Origin of the sequence: Telmatobacter sp. DSM 110680 (genome assembly GCF_039994875.1) — a bacterium.
GTDB lineage: Bacteria > Acidobacteriota > Terriglobia > Terriglobales > Acidobacteriaceae > Telmatobacter.
In genome coordinates, this window is record NZ_CP121196.1 from 5,582,166 (window position 1) to 5,599,982 (window position 17,817).

Consider the following 17,817-nt stretch of genomic DNA (forward strand, 5'->3'; position numbering starts at 1 on the left):
TACACGGACAGTGCTGCCAGCACGCTTCAGCGAATAGGGTGGCTGTTCGGAAGGTCCGAAATCGGGTGCTGTCTCTGACTCTTGACCGTAAACGCAGTCTGAACTCTCCAGATTTCTCACGAAGGCACAAAGAGATGCATCGTATCCGATACTCCTTTAGAAGTTGTCTTTGTGCACTGTTCGTTGTGGTGGGCTGTGGTTCCAATCAGATCCAAACCGGCACAAACAACCCTCCGGTCACGAATCCACCCGATCCACCATCATCGACGACGCCAAGCAGCGTTACCGAGCCAAGTGTCTACGTGGTGGGTTCATCCGTTTTGGTCTTTCCTCAAACCGCCAAAGGAGCAACCAAGGCGACGCTGGAAATTCCGGGGGCGCAGGTGTCAGTGGATGAGGCTGGGAACGTTTACGTCTTCACGGGGTCCGCCATTAACGAATACTTAGCCACTGCCCTGAACGGACCTCCTATTCGTTCCTTATCGGTCGGTCCCGGTACGGCAGTGAGCAACGTTCAGGACGTAATGGCTAGTTCAACCGGCGAGATATTTGTTTCGAGCAGCGGTGGGGTTGCAGTTTTCAGCCCGACCGCCACCGGAAACGCCAGCCCTTCCCGGAACATCCTGGGACGTCCGGAACCAACCGAAGCAGACATCTTTGTCTTTAGCCCTGGGTTCATCGCGGTCGACGGTTCGGACCAACTGTACGTACAGAATACTTATGACTCAACGATTGAGGTCTTCGGGCCCACGGACACGGGCTATGTCGTTCCGGCAAGGACAATTTCGGGACCATTGACCCGCGTATCTGGCTCCGGCAATTACATCACTGGCATGACGACTGATACTGCCGGAAATCTTTATGTACTATGCCTCTGCGGGGGAATAGATGGAACCGGAGTAGGGGAATTCGGAGTCTTTGAATTCGACCATGCGGCCAACGGCAATGTTGCACCAACTCGAATTTTCACGTCGCCGGAAATGTATCCGTTCTTTTACAACAATGGCGTCGGCGTGAGCACGGACGGCACCATCTATGTCAGCGGCGGAACGAACGGTGGAATTCCAACTGTATTTGAATTTTCGCCCTCGTCCTCTGGCGGTGTGACTAATACGGTCACATTGGCTGGTTGGACTTCTGCCGATTCTTCGAGGATTGCCGTGCATTAAGGCAACCACAGGGTACGGGGATGTTCTGAGGAAGGAGTTCTTTACAGCGATGGTAGTGAAATTCCCGAAGCGTCCGTCGCAGAGAACCTGCAAGTCCGGCTGCGCCTTTTGATGATTGACCGTCGGCACCTTCTGTGGCCGCTTATCGGCCTCGCCCGCAGCGGTAAGGAATACTGTTCCAGCTTTCTTTGTCGTATGATCAACGGGCCGAGACACAACACATGGTCAATTTGAGGCAATCACTGTGCAAGTCCAGCGTCCTGATTCTGGCGCTCGTCAATCTGGGCGCTCTGGCACAGACAAGTGGATCAATCTACGGCACGGTCACTGACGATTCCGGTGCGGTTATCTCAGGCGCCGCAGTGGTCGTGACAGACTTGCACACATCTGCATCGAAGTCGCTCAAGACCGACTCGGTGGGAAACTATCAGTTTCCGGTTCTTGAGCCCGGCGATTATGAAGTTTATGCGTCTGCAACTGACTTCCAGGCTCAGACACAGGGTGGCATACGTGTCGATGCAAACCAGAATGTCCACGTCAGCTTTGTTATGAAGGTTGGTTCGCCTCAACAGACCATGACAGTCGAGGCGCACACTAGTCTCGTCGACACGCGCGAATCACAAATCGGCGAAACGGTGGATCAGAAGCGCCTGCAGGAGCTTCCCTTGAATGGCCGCAATGCATACGACCTCCTTCAAATCATCCCTGGCGTCACGAACTATATTCCGGATGCAGCAACGGGATCGCGGGTAGCGACGCAAATCACTGTCAACGGGTACTCCTTAAACACGGCCTTCTATCTTGATGGCGGTTACAACACTGACGTTCAGCTGGGAGGCAATTTGCTTCCAAACCCAGATTCACTTCAGGAGGTTCATGTTCTGACGGGGAGCTTCGACGCGGAGTTTGGTCATCTTGCTGGTGGGGTTGTCAATGCCATCACTCGATCCGGGACCAGCCAATTCCACGCCCTTGCCTATGACTATTTTCGTAACGATGTTCTGAATGCGAAGAATTGGTTTCTCGACTCTGTCACCCCGTTGCGCCAGAACCAATTTGGTGGGAATGTAGGTGGCCCCATGCCATTCATGCATGGTCGGGAATTCTTCTTCTTTTCCTACCAGGGGCTTAGAACAAGGCAGCCAGCGACAGTAGCATCTTCATCTCTGGTTACTCCGACAATCCTTGAACGCCAAGGAGATTTCAGGTCCACCCCGGCTGCGTTCCAGCCTAATGTCTCATGTTTGGGAGTCCAGTATGTGATTTGTCCAGATCTCCTCGACCCCGTTGCGCAACACTTGCTTACGTTTGTTCCCGTCGGCGACTCGTCTCCCGGAAGTAATCTAGGCCACCCCGTTCAGCAACTCGCGAATGCGGATGAAGATGTGGACCAGGCAATGGTGCGGACGGACTTTCGTCTCAGAGAGGGCCACCAGTTATCCGCAATGTATTTCCAGTCGCGAGGGACAGCAAACAACCCCAAGAGAACGGGCAACCAGATTTTGAGCTATGCGGGCGTTCAGAATTACGGCGGACAATACAACGGCGTGCTGAATGAGGTCTGGAGTATCTCGTCAAGCAAGGTTAATTCGGCTCGTATTTTCTATTCACTCAACCATTTCATCGGAATGAACATCTACGGCAACCACCATATGTTGCGTGACCTTGGCAGCGAGGCTGCCGCGGGCTCTAACTACACAGCGCCGCCTTACTTCGACATACTCGGCTATTGGCAAATGGGAACCAATGGTGGCGGACCCAACAACACGGCATCGTCGACTCTTGGATTTTCCGATACGTTGAATTGGGTTTTTCGAAGTCATGAAGTGAAAATGGGCGGCGCCTATATGCGGCATCGCTTTTCGAACACGGGAGCAGGTGCTTCGAACGGGCTATTCACCTTCACTGGATCTTTCACGGGTAACGCACTCGCTGATTTCCTCGAGGGCAAAGCGGACTCGTTAACACAAGACAACGGCGTTTTTCTGCGCGGTGATTCCCAGGATCCCTCCTTGTTCCTCCAGGAGAACTGGCGGGTTAGCCACCGGCTGACACTCAACCTTGGCCTACGCTGGGAATACTACCCTCCGTATATTGGCCAGAATAATACAGGAACATTTGTGGCGGGAGTGCAATCCACACGCTTTCCATCTGCGCCACTGGGACTTGTGACCTCGGGTGATCCTGGGATTCGCGATGGCGTTCTACGCACTCCGTGGAATACCTTCGCACCGCGAATTGGATTCGCATACGATCTGTTTGGCGACGGAGCGACTGCAGTCCGAGGCGCATATGGCTTCTACTACTCACCCATACAGCAGCAGATTCTTAACGACCTGGTGCAGCAGCCGTTCTCACGATCTGTGACGGTAGCTCAAACTCCCAGCCTGGTGACGCCGTTCTTTCCCGCACCAGATCCTTTTCCTTACACACCGACTCCCGCAAACGCCGTCTTCCTTTCCGGTGCCACTATCTCCGGCTTGCCCGTCGGCGACGGTAAGATACCGTCCGTTCAGCAGTTCAGCATTGGTGTTCAACAGCAATACGGTTCGAAATGGAGTTCAGAGATCTATTATGCGGGGAACTTAGCTCGACACATCTACAGCGACCTGGATGAAAATTCTCCGATATATAGCTCAACATGCACCGGGGCGACGTGTGGCACGACCATTGGAGAAAACGCTCGTCGACCTTATCAGCCAGCGCCTGCGATTTACACGTATGGCACCATCTCAATCGCGGTACCTGCTTGGACCTCTTCCTATCATTCGTTACAGGCGGTCATTCATCGCAGATTCAATCGCAGGTTCTCACTCGAGGCCAATTTGGTTTGGTCAAAACTAGTTGGATTCGGGGATCCGACAAATGCATATGATCTGCGCAGCTCCCGTGGTTTGCTCGATCTCGATGTTCCGATCAACTTTGGCGCGTCGTATATCCTCGTCGTTCCGGATCCTCGCAAATTGGGATCCCTGGGAAAAGTTCTGTTGAGTGGCTGGGAAGTCAACGGGATGACGACTCTACGATCAGGGCAACCGATCAATGTGTTATCCGGTATCGACACCAACTTTGATGGCAACGATAACGACCGGCCAGACGTTGTCGGAAACCCGCACTTGCCAAGAGGGCGTAACAGGGTTGAGACCACCGCCGCGTTTTTCAATGCGGATGCGTTTGCGTTGCCGCCTCCGGGCACTCCATATGGAAACGCGCGATTCGATATGCTATTTGGTCCCAAGTATGTCTCTACAGATCTCTCAGCTTTTAAGGTTCTCTTTCTGTCAAACCGAGCGACACTTCAGATTCGTGCCGATGCCTTCAATGCCTTTAATAATGTGAATTTTAGCGACCCAGACACCACGAAGACGAGTCCGGGCTTTGGCACGATCTCAGGGGCCGCCTCCCCACGTATCGTTCAAATGGTACTCCGGATGTCGTACTAGTTTTGCAGGCGATCCTGAATCCTTAGTGCAAGTCCCGATCATTTGGATCCGGTATGATTTCGTGTTTTTGACTTTAGAATAGGCTGCCTGTGACGCCTGTTTGCTGGTGAGATTTTGGAATCTGGTTAATGATTTTTTTAACCTCGGAAGCTTCAGCTCTGCGCGCTGTCTGCTTGAGGAATAACGCATACTGTTTCATTGCAGCCAAGTAAGTTGGGTGTCCCCAGCCAAGTTCAGCTTGCATTCCAGCAGTTCCTCTCCTCATTAACTCAGCAGCGAGTTCCGCGTTTCCGGTCTTCCAATGCGCATAACCAGTCAGGAAATCTATATAGGAGACCGGAAAGCTTCCAGTCTGATAATTTGAGTTCGCGATGTCGCGAGCCCTTTGCAGCGCGGCCAAGGCGTCTTCGCACATTCCCTCTTCGCAGCGAGCCAGTGAGAGAGCAATAAGTGCAGACATCTTTTGCTCTGGAGTGGCTATCTTCTGCTTTCCATCATCATTTTTAGCGAATAGCAGCTGATCCACTGCCCACTTAGCGTACATAGCCGCATCCGATACATGGCCCTGATCGAGAGATAGCGTGGACAGGTGAGTCCAGCTTATTCCGACGCCCAGCGAATCCTTGTTTATCTCTCGAACCGTCAGGGCATCCCGTTCGAGCTTTTCGGCCTTGCTTAATTGCCCAGCCTGCAAGTACATGGTTCCCATGCAATCTGTAACATCAGCTACAGCATCCGGTTTTTGAGCCTTCAGCAGCCGTATGGCATTTGTATACGCGCGCTCAGCCTCATTAAAGCGTGCCGCGTCTTGGTCAAGCAATGCGAGTTTCCACCAAACGGCGCCGCTATTAGCAGCAACCGGCTGCTCGACAAGCTTTTCATATTTCCGGATCGAATCTGGAACAGACGCACTGAGCGCGTCCTGGGCTTTGCAGCCGAAGGGCACAACTGCTAGTCCAACGTACCCTGTCAGCATGAACTTCCATAGAGTTTGCATCGATCATGGCCTCCAAAACGCGACTAGTGCACGGCATTTTTTGATGGTGGAGCGTCGACCCAAGCGCAAAATGACAATCTTGGGAGGAACAACAAGTCTCGGACCCAAAAGTAGGAATTCGATTCGGCAGCCATGCTTGGCAGTTAGGTGATCGGGGAGATGGTCGAACTTGTTTTGGCTGTTTGTCGCCGCGGAGCACCGGACAAGAACCAGAACTCCGAAAAAGAACCAACCCCACCAGCTAAGGTGCATGACTATTGACCTCGCTAGGAGTTTCCCAATGCCTGGCACAGTTGGCAATTCCCCGCGAATCCTAAAAATGTGAACGAAACATCCCCAAGCGTTTTGTGGGACTTACGAAAGATCAGGACCAGTATCCACTCGCAATTCGGAGAATTCAGACGGAGACGTTGCGGCCGCAGCTCATCAAATTCCTCCGACAACATCCTGAGGCGCAGTTCCGCCAGGGAATCCGGTGAATTCGAGAAACAGCAATTGCCGCGCGGACGATCCTCTTGGATGGTTCTCAACGATAAAAGGTCGGGGGATTGGTGGAATATGGGAGCTGAGACTTGAATCCCCGCCGATTCAGCGCCTGCATGAATTGCCATACGACTCAGAGACGCTGATTGGCTCGATCAAACGTATAACGCTCGCCAATTCTGGTCGGTCATTCATCTGGCGCATGATCGTAAGCACGGATCTATATGCTAAAACTGTCCAGACTGGCAGTCGGAGAGCGGATGTTGGCCGCGCATAGGTGTCGGAATCCGCATGGGTATTGGAGTTCAGAGGGAGCTTTCGGTTGTGTGCCAAATGCCTGGACCGTTTTCGAGTATGTTCGAGATCATTTGTGCTAGGCTGCTCTATTACCTTGAAGTCACATTGCGAGTAGATCACCAGTGCCCGTAATGAATGGAAGGGCCAGTTGACTACGCTTTCTGCCTCATTGACATTACGCCCAACCCGGATCGGCTTCCTGGCGAGGCCTGAAGACATGAAATCCCTACGCCGCATCTTCCAGACATGCACCTGTCTGTGGGGCGGCGCGTATAACCCAATCATCCCTGTGAGCGCGACTTTACCCGATGCATGGAGAGAGCGACATCCCTTACCAAATCCCGATCCGGTTGAAATCGCGAAAGGGTACATTGATTTCTTCGAGCCGGACGTATTTGTGGAGGCTCAGGAAGGCTTGGCGAGGGAGATCGGTCTTACGGTCGGCGATCTCGACTTTGATTCCCCACGCCTTGTCAGTCTCGACGCCTTCTTCACAAAGGGTGATCGGTTTGATCCGGATGTTCCGCTAGGAACAAACATATTCCATCTTTACGAGGATCTTTACGAGCGGGAATTCAAATTCGTTTCCAGGCATGAACGTCGCGTAGCTCTTATGACAACGGAAACCGAGAATGCGCCGTTCGTTGAATGCTTCATGGGCGGATTTCCAGACGCGGGCCCCCTCTCAGGTCTGGCTCAGGCTTATCAGGACGCCTTCGAGCCCGTCACACTTGCGCCAACGGCCGAAAACTGGATGAAGGTTGTAAAAGAAGGATTTCTCTTCCCTCTGTTTCTTACACAAGAAGGACTTAAGCTCGATAGGAACGGGTGGCACGAGCCAACCATTTTCCTTGCAGACCCGACAAGCCCGTTGGATCTTATCGATCTTTGGAACCTACATATTTTCCGAAGTAGAGTCTTGCCAGTCAACATTTCGTGGTTGAAGGAAACTGGAGACTTTTTGAACGAAATCCTAAAGGCCAATCATCGCCCATTACCTGGAAATCCAAATGGCGTGATGATCCATACGACAATCCAGGTTGGCAGGTCTATTTCTGAAGAACGTGCCCGCACAGCCATGCAGGATGCCGGCATTGTTTCGTCCAATCCTCTTCAATGGGCATATAAGCTCTGGTACGACGATGTTTGGAGGCAAGTGCGGGACGATTTTCCTTCGCGAACCAGACGTCCGCTGGTTACGGCTGAAACAACAAATCTTGAATTAACGATCGCAGAGGAAGACAGCGAGGCGCATTGCCGGTTCGCGAGCCTTTCACCTAAATTTGCGGAACCTTATGGCAGTGGAGGCGCGCGCTGGGTCAATGTTCTGAAATTCCAGAACTACGGAAACACTGGCACACTTGCGTTGACGTTGCCCGCGTCTTTCACCGGCGAGAGTTCGAGCCGCATGCGACGTGGACATGCAACACTCATTTCGCGCGAAGGTTTTGTCCTTCCCCAAAAATACAAGGATGTCGGTGAGGATTTTCTCGTCTTAAATGGTCGCGATGCCGTCATTGAGTGGCTGAAGCGTCACGGCGTTGAGGCTCAGGCTGCTGATCCAGGCCGTGTTGCCGATCAAATCCTCGCATCCCTCGGAGGGTTCTGGGGGATTCGTCTAATCGCGGATCGCGAAACGCTGAAGCTTCTCGACGAGATGTCAAAGAGCACGACAAAGTACATTGATGGCAGAATTGAAGAATTTCCGGATCGCTCAGTCGAGGTGAAAAGGTGGAAGGACCTCCTCAATCGACGCGCCAACCAGCCTTTTTTTCGGGGGATTAGCCTTGACGGCTTTATCAAGTCCAATATTTTGCGCCTCGGGCTGGTTCTTGAATGCCCCTATTGCAGCAAGAAGAATTGGTATGGCATCGACCCCTTGAGTGAAAGTGTGAAATGCGAACGATGCCTGAAGGACTATCCATTTCCTCAAGGTAGTTTGCACTTTGAACGCACTCCGTGGCATTACCGCGTCGTGGGTCCCTTCAGCGTGCCCAATTACGCCGAAGGTGCCTACGCCACAGTTCTTTCTCTCAATACATTTGCCCGCGACCTGAATAGCCATCCTGCGAACGTCACTTACGCCACAAATCTCCACTACAGAATTGGTAAAGACGTTCCTTTCGAGGTTGACTTTACGCTCTGGTATCAACCTAGGCGAATCCTCGATTTGGAAATGGAGCCTGTTTTGATTTTTGGCGAAGCCAAGAGTTTTGCGACCGAGGGTTTCCAACAAGCGGATGTGGATAGAATGCGAAAGTTGGGCGAGAAATTTCCAGGAGCCTTCCTAGTCTTTGCAACGCTCAAGGATAATCTCAGCGACACCGAAAAGAAGCTTGTGTCAGACCTAGCACTGTGGGGCAGAGGTCGCCTGAATGATGGCAAGCCGCATTCTCCGGTTATCGTGCTCACCGGTATAGAACTCTTCGCACCATGGGATATTCGCGAGGCGTGGAAGGTGCATGGCGGGCGTCATGCTGGATTCATCGGGCAAGGGAGCAGCATGAGGCTTGGGGATCTCTGGAATTTCGCGGAGATCACCCAGCACCTTTACCTCGATCTACCCAGTATCCATTCTCATCTCGTGCCGGGCGTTGCGGCCGCTCCTCCTTCGGAAACAACTCTGCCGCAAGACTCGTCGCCTTCGGGTGCATAAGATGTCGGTGAGTGCCGCTCTTCCCGATCTCAGTGAGAATGGCGACGCGAACCGATGCATTCATCGAAAGTGAAAATCGAATTAAGAATTCTCGCGCGAAGGGCTTACCATCTCCCTGCCGCATCAACGGCTTTCCAGAAGAGGTGGAGTGAGTTTCCGAAGGCGTCCGCACGCGTTATGGCGATCCAGCGAAATTGGAGTGGGTCAAACAGATCGATTGTTTTGCCTATTGTGGCCCTGTAGATCGGGGTAGGTGCTCGTGATGGCTTTTCCGTGAAGGGTAGTGAGGTCTCCTTGGTCTGGCGGGCTGAGTTCCGAAAACCCATTAATCATTAATGGGACTGCCGGTCCAGAACTGAGGAAAACGTGAGCCGACTGTGCGGGCACGGCAGGATAAAGCGTGATAAACGAAGCAAAAGCCAAGCTCTGAAATGCTCACTTTCATTGGGGTTCTTCGCTTGGCTTTGCCTGTCGTGTCACCAAAATTAGGCTGTTAACCGAAAGGACCTAGATTCCTGCGAGCAATTCCAACATTGGATTCGCGGGTACTGATCCGACATCAGCCATCTCGGACTGTTTGATTGCGAGTTTCGCGATGTCCACCTGAGCGGGTGTGCGAAAAGTCTTTCGCAATTGGAGAGCCCCTTCAGACCGAGTTACCCGGCGGAACTCAACAACAAACGTTTGAGGCAAGCTCTGACGAGAATGCGACGTTTTCTGATTTATCTCAGTGCCTGGATCAAGATTATGCAAATTCATCCATTTGTGGTATCGTTATCCCGCTAGACCTACCGCTCGGGTCTTTGAAAAGCGGCGGAAACCTAAAAACAATTGAATCGATAAGCGCCAGGGATGGCCACCATTGTCATTTGCAATGGTCTTATGGAACGCCGGAAGGTCCAGCGATGGACCCCATGCTTCGCCTTGATGCGGACATGCGCCGGAAGGGGCAAGAACCGTCGAACCCGGAGCCCCACGCGGAACCAAGCCAAATCCAGGCCGCCGCACAGAGATTTCTTCATTGGAAACTCAATTCATCTCTCCTCGGGGTAATGCCCCATTTAATGCTCCATTCAACATCCTGATCGCTCTCTATTCTCTTACCGGTTTGCTATCCGCGGAAGAGGTAGCCGAGATGTTTGGGAAGTCACCATTCACGATCTATCGCATGGCACAGAAGCGTGAGATTCCGAGCTTCATGTTTGGCGGATCTCGCTGCTTTGATCCATCCGAACTTGCACTCTGGTTGATCAAGAAAGAGCCACAACTGGCTGTTGCCGCGCGGCATTTTCAAAAGGCCGCTTAAACCGACATGGACGAGAATGGCCGGAGTCTATCCCGGCCATTCCTGCCTTCACTCTTGAGCGCAGACTGTGCAGTAATGGGGATGTTTACATCGCAAGGTATGTCACTCTGGCAGCCGGTTCTCAGCACTGAACTCACTGTCCAAATTCACTGATCACAGACCCCAAAACAGGCTAAAAGTGACAAATTTGCGCAAAGCTGCCCACAGATACAACTGCGTCGGGAAGCGTTAAATCGCTAGTATCCACGCGGGTTTGGCTGATTTCTTGGGAATTCAACAGATCTGAACAGATTTACGTCTGCAGAAGCTGACGTTCTACCACTGAACTACTCCCGCCCTCTACAGCCGACAACGCTCATTATAACCAAAGCGACCTATCGCCTTTGGAATGAGTCGATGTCGGTATTAAGCGCTGGGTTTCTGCGTCTAACACAATAGATTTTCTGCAGGGATGGGCTTTGAGTTCATTCGGAATAACGAGAACTTTCCGTTAAACCAATAACAAACCGTAACTTGCAGCCGTATTTGCGGAAAACTTATACTGAAGGAAGCACGTGAGACTTCGTTCCACAATTTTGTGCATTGCGTTTATCGCACTAGCTTCTTTTGCCTCCTCCGCCAAGGCTGAGGATGGCCTGAGCGGAGCCTTGTCAGAAGCGCGAGCCCGAAGCTTATTGACGAATGAACTCAAGATTGCGGCTGCTGACTTTGATAACGACCAGCGGCCCGATGGAGCTGTACTGCAGCGTGGCGGACCATTCGAGGGACGAGGTTCCTTTCGGATCCGACTGCACTTCACCGCGGGACAGGATCGGGACCTGACCTTCCAATCGAGTGAATCATCTTTGACCATCTCCGCGCTCGATGTGAATCAAGATGGAATTCCAGATCTTGTGGTTGAACAGATATTCACACACAAGCGCTTGCAGATCTGGCTTAACGACGGCCATGGGCAATTTCGCCAGGCACGCGTGCAAGACTTTCCGTTCTCAGGCGAGTCACCCTGCAAGTGGACATCGTCAATCTTGCAGACGAATTGGCCGGTGCTTGCATTACCCACACGGTCTGAAAAAGATCAAGCCGCTTCGCTGTTGATCGTACTGCAATTCAATTCTTCTTCGTCGCATTGGCGCTGCAGTCCCCCTCACCGACAAGAGTCAACCGATTTTCTGGAATTCTATTCTCCTCGCGCTCCGCCCGCGCCCCAGCTCATCTGACAGACGAAGGAAGGCAGAGTAGTCGCTGGCAGAGATAATGCCGCAACCTTGGCAGTATCTGCCGCATCTCTACTCCGGCTTCCCGATTTCGGCGACATCACGCACCTATCCGATCCATCGGTAACTGCTGAAGTGTGCGATCAGAACCAGAGGAATACATGAAGCAAAGATTCCCCACTCATTTTGCGACGGGAGCAGCAATGCTACTTTCGGCACTGCCAGTTTGCCGCGCGCAACAGAGTCTCACATGGGAGCAGGTCAAGGCGAAATTCGAAGCTGCCAACCCTTCATTGAAGGCAAATGCCCTTACTGTGCAGGAAGCCCACGCTCAGGAGATCACCGCATATTTGCGGCCCAACCCGCAATTTCTCTTTCTGCTGATGGAACTCAGATTGTGCCGAACAACGGGATATGGAAGCCTTTCGCGGGCACTGACGTGGTCCCGAACGTGAGCTACCTGCATGAGCGCGATCACAAGCGGGAGTTGCGGCTCGAGAGTGCCAAAGAAGGCACGCAGATCGCGCAATCTCAATACGACGACGCTAAACGCAATCTCGAATTTACTTTGCGGGGAGCCTTTGTGAACGCGCTTCAAGCGAAGGCTCAACTCGATTTGGCCAAGGCTGAATTGGATTACTACGACCACATTGTCCAGATCAGTCGCGATCGCTTGAACGCAGGCGACATAGCCCAAATCGACTTCGATCGCATTGAACTGCAACGGGTGCAATATGAATCCGCCCTGCAAAGCGCCACGGTAAACCTCCGGACTGCCAAGATCCAGCTTCTTCAGTTGCTCAATGACCGCACTCCTGTTGAACAGTTCGACCTTTCCGGCACGTTCGATTTTTCAGCTGAATTGAAGCCTCTGGAAGAGCTTCGCCAAACTGCGCTGGCCTCGCGTCCCGATCTGCAGGCGGCGATGCAAACGATTCAACAAGCGGAGACGAATCACAAACTCGCCGAAGCTAACGGTTCAACTGATCCGACTTTTGCCGGTTGGTATACCTACAACGCGTCCAACAACAATCCAAACGGAATTCAAACAGTCGGCGCCAGCGTGAGCATTCCGATTCGTATCTTCGATCGCAACCAAGGCGAAAAACTGCGCACGCAGATTGATATCGATCGCAGCCGCCAATCCAGTGACGCCGCCAAGGCCCAGGTCTTCAGCGATGTGGACTCGGCGTACGCCCAAGTGAATAGCAACATCGAACTTCTCAAGCCCTATAAAGAGAAGTACACCGCACAAGCGACGCGGGTCCGCGACACAATTACCTATTCGTATCAGCATGGGGGCGCGTCGCTGATGGACTTTCTCAACGCGCAGAGCGACTACCGGACTGTTCAGCAGGCATACCTGCAACTCATCGGCGCGTATCTGATCTCCGCCGCCCAACTCAATCTCGCAGTGGGACAAGAGGTGATTCAATGACCCGGCCCTTCCGGAACCCAATTTCTGAAGACATTCCTGCTTTGGCACTCCTACTTGCGATATCGCTGCCGCTGATTCTCTCCGGCTGCCAGAGCAAGGACGAAGGCAGCGGCGCTCCGCCTCCCGCCAAGGTGATCCCTGTGTCTGATATGAATCTGATCACCATCGACCAGAAGGACGTCGCAAAGTTCCCCATTGCAACTGCTGGACAAGTCGAAGCTTCCGCGCAGCTTCAGGCTACGGGAACTGTATTTCCCGATGTTTCGCGAGAAGTTCCCGTCATCTCTCTTGCAAATGGAAGGGTCGTCGACATCAAAACGCGTCTCGACGACAACGTGAAGAAGGGTCAGCTGCTCTTCAGTGTGCAAAGCCCGGATATAACCACGGCTTTTAACGCCTACCTCAAGGCCGTCAACGATGAGCAACTCGCCAACAAGGCCTATCTGCGCGCAGACGATCTCTTCAAGCACGGCGCCCTCTCGCAGGCTATGGTCGAGCAGGCCCAGACCGCAGAGAACGATGCGAAAGCCGATCTCGAAGCTGCCGACAATCAATTGAAACTCTATGGCGTCGACAAGAAGCATCCCGGTAGCGTCGTCAATGTGTACGCGCCGATCTCAGGCGTAGTCATCGGGCAGAATGTGACTAACGCTGCGGCCGCAGGCGTAACGCTTTCAGGATCGGCCACTGCGTTCACCATCGCGGATCTGTCGACTGTCTGGATCTTGTGCGATGTCTACGAGAACGACATCCCCAAAATTCAAGTTGGCCAGCAAGCAACGATCAAGATCCAGGCCTACCCCGATCGCCCGCTGAAGGGACGCGTGAGCGACATTGGCCCGGTACTCGATCCATCCCAGCGCACGGCGAAGGTTCGCATCGAAGTTCCAAATCCCGGCATTCTCAAGCTCGGTATGTTTGTATCCGCAACCTTCTCAAGCTTGAAGAAATCCATCTTCACCGTTGTGCCCGCAGAGGCCGTCCTCCATCTGCACGATCGCAACTGGGTATTCGTCCCGGTGGGCGGAAACCAGTTCAAGCGCACTGAAGTTCAGGTCGGAAGCATGCTTGAAGGCGGTCGACAGCAAATACTTTCCGGCATCTCACCCGGCACGCAGGTCGTCACCAACGCATTGCTTCTTGAAACGGCAGGGAATCAATAATGCTGCGCTCACTTGTCGATTTCGCTTTAAGGAACCGATGGATGGTGCTCGGTGGGATGTTCGTGCTCACCATCTGGGGCGTGATTTCATTCCGCAACCTGCCCATCGAAGCCTATCCCGACGTTGCCAACAACTACGTACAGATCATTACGCAGTGGCCGGGGCGCAGCGCTGAAGAAATCGAGCGCCAGGTCACGGTGCCGGTCGAGATTCAAATGGCAGGCATTCCCCACCTTACGCACCTGCGTTCCACGACTCTCGCGGGCCTTTCGAGCTTGATGCTCATTTTTGACGACGACTCGATCGGCGATAAGAATCGTGAACACGTGCTCGAGCGTCTGAGCCAAGTCAACCTTCCCAACAACCTTGTTCCGCAGATGGGAACGGATTGGAGCCCGGTAGGACAGATCTACTGGTACACCCTCGAGAGCACAAACCCGTCCTACGACGTCATGGAAAAGAAGTCGCTCGAGGATTGGACGCTCGAGAAGTCCTTCAAAAGCGTTCCCGGCGTTGTAGACGTTTCGAGCTTCGGCGGTCCAACCAAGGAGTACCAGATCCGTATCGATCCTGAAAAACTGGTCGCATACGGCTTGTCGATGAGTCAGGTTGAGCAGCAGGTTGCCGCCAACAATACCAATGGGGGTGGCAGCTTCATCGAAGAGGGCGCTCAACAGATCAATGTGCAGTCGATCGGCCTCTTTACCACCGTGCAGGACATCGAAAACACCGTCGTCAAAGCCAATAACGGATCGCCCATTCGCATCAAGGACATCGCTACCGTCGCCCAGGGACCGAAGATTCGCCTCGGCCAGATCGGACGCGCTGTGCATCGCGAAGACGGAACGATCGTTGACAATCCGGACACCGTCGAAGGAATTGTTCTATTGCAGAAAGGCGATGACTCCGACCCGGTGCTGCAGGGCATCCACGAGGAAGTGAAGAAACTCAACGGCGACAAAGATCACCCCGGCATTCTTCCTCCAGGCGTCGCTATTAAGCCGTTCCTTGATCGATCCAAGCTGGTCAGCTTCACCGTGGAGACCGTAGAACACAACCTGACCGAAGGAATGATCCTCGTTTCCATCATTCTGTTTCTGTTCCTGGGTAACATTCGCGGTGCCATCATTGTCGCGCTCACTATTCCCTTTGCGTTGCTCTTCGCTTCCATCTGCCTTGACCTTAGTCATATCCCTGCAAATCTCCTCTCACTCGGTGCATTGGACTTTGGCATGGTGGTAGACGGCAGCGTGGTGATGGTTGAAAACATTGTCCGTCATCTCTCGAATGCGGACGACACGCGCACTCCTGTACAGAAGATTCGAGAAGCCTCACACGAAGTGCAGCGGCCAGTCTTCTTCGCACGCGGCATCATCATCACTTCCTACCTGCCCATCTTCACCCTGCAAGCGGTCGAAGGGCGTCTCTTCAAACCAATGGCGTGGACGGTGAGCTTCGCGCTGCTCGGCGCATTGGTGTTTGCCATCCTTGCCGCGCCGGTGATGGCGGGAATTGTTTTCCGCAAGGGCGCCAAGGAATGGAAAAATCCGCTAATGGAGTGGCTCGTTGAGCACTACCGTACGGCAGTTCGCGCGGCAATAGTCCACCGCCGCATGACATTTGGAATTTCCGCAATCCTTTTCCTCATTTCGATCTACCTGACATTCGGAGGGCCCATCGGATCGGAGTTTCTTCCTCACCTCGACGAAGGATCGCTTTGGGTGCGTGGAACACTTCCCCCCAGCGAAGGCCCTACCTCGAGCATCGACTTCATGAATGAGGCACGCATTGTCATGGCCTCGTTTCCTGAAGTAACGCAAGTGGTGAGTCAAACCGGCCGTCCCGACGACGGCACAGACACCGCCGGGTTCTTCAATACCGAGTACTTTGTGGATTTAAAGCCTAAAGATCAGTGGCGTCCTGTCTTCCATCAGAACAAAGAAGCTCTTATCGAAGCGATGAATACTGAGCTGGAAAAATTCCCCGGCGTAATCTGGAATTTCTCTCAGCCAATCTCCGACAATATGGAGGAAGCTGTCTCCGGTGTAAAGGGAGCGCTCGCCATCAAGTTGTTTGGGGACAATCTGCGGACGCTCGAAAGCACTGCCGATGTTATCCAGGGTCAGATGTCCAAAATCAAAGGCGTTGCAGATCTTGGCATCTTTAGAATCGTCGGGCAGCCTAATCTGAACTTCTCCGTCGATCGCGTGGCAGCCGCGCGATGGGGGATCAACGTCGCCGATATTCAGGACGCCATTCAAACCGCTGTCGGCGCCAATGCCTTTACGCAGTTGCAGCAGGGCGAAGCACGCTACGACGTGACGCTCAGGTATGAGAAGCCCTACCGCGACACGCGGCAGGCCATCGAGAATATCCGCCTTCTAGCTCCATCGGGGGAACGCGTTTCTCTTGCGCAGCTTACCACTGTGAGAACTGATGATGGCGCCGAGGCCATCAATCGCGAGGGCGGCCAGCGCTATATTGCCATCAAATTCTCTGTGGTTGGCCGCGACTTGGGCTCAACCGTTGAAGAGGCTATCCGCAAAGTCGACAGCGTGAAGTTGCCGCCTGGCTATCACGTTGAATGGGCCGGAGAATACGCCAGCCAAAAACGCGCCGACAAACGCATGGCACTCGTCATTCCGATCACTGTGCTTGCCATCTTCCTGATCCTCTACACCATGTTCCGCTCATTCAAGTGGTCAATGCTGGTGCTGGTCTCCGTGATGATGGCTTCCATCGGTGGTCCGCTTGCTCTTTTCCTGACCGGCACCAACTTCTCAGTCTCGTCGGCGGTCGGCTTCCTGGCGCTCTTCGGCGTGTCGGTCGAAACCGGTGTCATCATGATCGAATTCATCAACCAGCTTCGTGGGCGTCGGCGCAGTAATGAGGCATCGAGTCACCAACATATCGTAGAAGCAGCGGTCGAGGGCTCCGTGCAGCGGCTTCGCCCCATCATGATGACCATGCTGGTAGCAACGCTGGGCTTGTTGCCCGCCGCCATGTCACATGCCATCGGCTCCGACTCGCAGAGGCCCTTCGCTATCGTCATCGTCGGCGGCCTGATCGCGAACCTCATCATCGGCGTATTCCTGATGCCTGCCTTGTACGTTTGGATGGCCCGTGAAGATGATCCCCTTCCCGTCGCCGATATGACCGAATTCAATGAGATCTAGCGATCGAACCCGTCTATCCTGTGATTTGAATCACCGTCAGACGAGCCGCGCTAGCCTCATATTCAATGCAGAGCAGGTTAAACTGTGCGAGTGAGAGTCAAAAACGGCTGGATCATGCTGGCAATCATGGCGCTGTGGACAGCGCTGCCAGGTTTGTCCTGTCTCGCTCCTGCCGCTCACCAGGACTGCTGCCGTCAGATGATGCAGGATTGCGGATCGTCGATGGCGATGGCGGACCCCTCCTGCTGCAAGGTGCACTCCTCTGACCCGAGCATGCCGCCTGCGCAGGCTTCGCGGCCAGAAGGCACCAGTCTATCGGCTCACATCTTTCTGTCGCTGAAATTCGACTTGGTCTCGCTCGATGAAACCAAAACTACACCTGTCGCCGAGACACCCCCTCGTGCCTCAGCCTCCAGTCACATTTCCATTCTGAGAATTTAAGTCTCCCCTTCTCTTGCGAAGTCGTAAGCGCGGC

At 53.4% G+C, this 17,817-nt stretch carries 11 protein-coding genes; 10 read left to right on the forward strand and 1 reads right to left on the reverse strand.

Annotated features, from left to right (window positions below):
* Positions 1-134: 134 nt before the first annotated feature.
* Positions 135-1,169, forward strand: coding sequence for a hypothetical protein (locus tag P8935_RS23060; protein WP_348262657.1), 1,035 nt, complete (start codon positions 135-137; stop codon positions 1,167-1,169).
* Between the two features lie 221 nt (positions 1,170-1,390).
* Complete coding sequence (locus P8935_RS23065) at positions 1,391-4,612, forward strand: carboxypeptidase regulatory-like domain-containing protein (protein WP_348262658.1); 3,222 nt, start codon at positions 1,391-1,393, stop codon at positions 4,610-4,612.
* 73 nt (positions 4,613-4,685) lie between these two features.
* On the opposite strand, the gene P8935_RS23070 is transcribed toward P8935_RS23065, so the two are convergent.
* Positions 4,686-5,609, reverse strand: a complete 924-nt coding sequence (locus P8935_RS23070) for a hypothetical protein (RefSeq protein WP_348262659.1) — start codon at positions 5,607-5,609, stop codon at positions 4,686-4,688.
* A gap of 997 nt (positions 5,610-6,606) precedes the next feature.
* Here P8935_RS23070 and P8935_RS23075 point away from each other — a divergent pair.
* The 8 genes from P8935_RS23075 to P8935_RS23110 all read left to right on the forward strand — a co-directional run bounded on the left by P8935_RS23075 (position 6,607) and on the right by P8935_RS23110 (position 17,783).
* Positions 6,607-9,045 (forward strand): hypothetical protein, encoded by a 2,439-nt coding sequence (locus P8935_RS23075; RefSeq protein WP_348262660.1) that lies wholly within the window; start codon positions 6,607-6,609, stop codon positions 9,043-9,045.
* A gap of 1,021 nt (positions 9,046-10,066) precedes the next feature.
* Entirely contained in the window at positions 10,067-10,351 is a 285-nt protein-coding gene (locus P8935_RS23080) for a helix-turn-helix domain-containing protein (RefSeq protein ID WP_348262661.1), read from the forward strand.
* 554 nt (positions 10,352-10,905) lie between these two features.
* Positions 10,906-11,568 carry a VCBS repeat-containing protein gene (locus P8935_RS23085; RefSeq protein WP_348262662.1) on the forward strand — a complete coding sequence of 221 codons (663 nt, stop codon included), beginning with the start codon at positions 10,906-10,908 and terminating at the stop codon, positions 11,566-11,568.
* A 158-nt stretch (positions 11,569-11,726) separates the two neighbouring features.
* Positions 11,727-12,020 carry a hypothetical protein gene (locus tag P8935_RS23090; RefSeq protein WP_348262663.1) on the forward strand — a complete coding sequence of 98 codons (294 nt, stop codon included), beginning with the start codon at positions 11,727-11,729 and terminating at the stop codon, positions 12,018-12,020.
* Positions 11,963-13,003, forward strand: coding sequence for a TolC family protein (locus P8935_RS23095; RefSeq protein ID WP_348262664.1), 1,041 nt, complete (start codon positions 11,963-11,965; stop codon positions 13,001-13,003). Before P8935_RS23090 ends, P8935_RS23095 begins: the two co-directional genes overlap by 58 nt.
* Before the next feature lie 41 nt (positions 13,004-13,044).
* Positions 13,045-14,166, forward strand: coding sequence for an efflux RND transporter periplasmic adaptor subunit (locus P8935_RS23100; protein ID WP_348262665.1), 1,122 nt, complete (start codon positions 13,045-13,047; stop codon positions 14,164-14,166).
* On the forward strand, positions 14,166-17,342 hold the full coding sequence (locus tag P8935_RS23105; protein ID WP_348262666.1) for a CusA/CzcA family heavy metal efflux RND transporter: 3,177 nt from the start codon (positions 14,166-14,168) through the stop codon (positions 17,340-17,342). Before P8935_RS23100 ends, P8935_RS23105 begins: the two co-directional genes overlap by 1 nt.
* Positions 17,343-17,432: 90 nt before the next feature.
* Positions 17,433-17,783 (forward strand): hypothetical protein, encoded by a 351-nt coding sequence (locus tag P8935_RS23110; RefSeq protein ID WP_348262667.1) that lies wholly within the window; start codon positions 17,433-17,435, stop codon positions 17,781-17,783.
* The last annotated feature ends 34 nt before the right edge of the window (positions 17,784-17,817 follow it).

Coding starts and splice junctions, on each gene's coding strand:
- P8935_RS23060 (WP_348262657.1), top strand. CDS start 135: ATGCATCGTATCCGATACTCCTTTAGAAGTTGTCTTTGTGCACTGTTC.
- P8935_RS23065 (WP_348262658.1), top strand. CDS start 1,391: ATGGTCAATTTGAGGCAATCACTGTGCAAGTCCAGCGTCCTGATTCTG.
- P8935_RS23070 (WP_348262659.1), bottom strand. CDS start 5,609: ATGCAAACTCTATGGAAGTTCATGCTGACAGGGTACGTTGGACTAGCA.
- P8935_RS23075 (WP_348262660.1), top strand. CDS start 6,607: ATGAAATCCCTACGCCGCATCTTCCAGACATGCACCTGTCTGTGGGGC.
- P8935_RS23090 (WP_348262663.1), top strand. CDS start 11,727: ATGAAGCAAAGATTCCCCACTCATTTTGCGACGGGAGCAGCAATGCTA.
- P8935_RS23105 (WP_348262666.1), top strand. CDS start 14,166: ATGCTGCGCTCACTTGTCGATTTCGCTTTAAGGAACCGATGGATGGTG.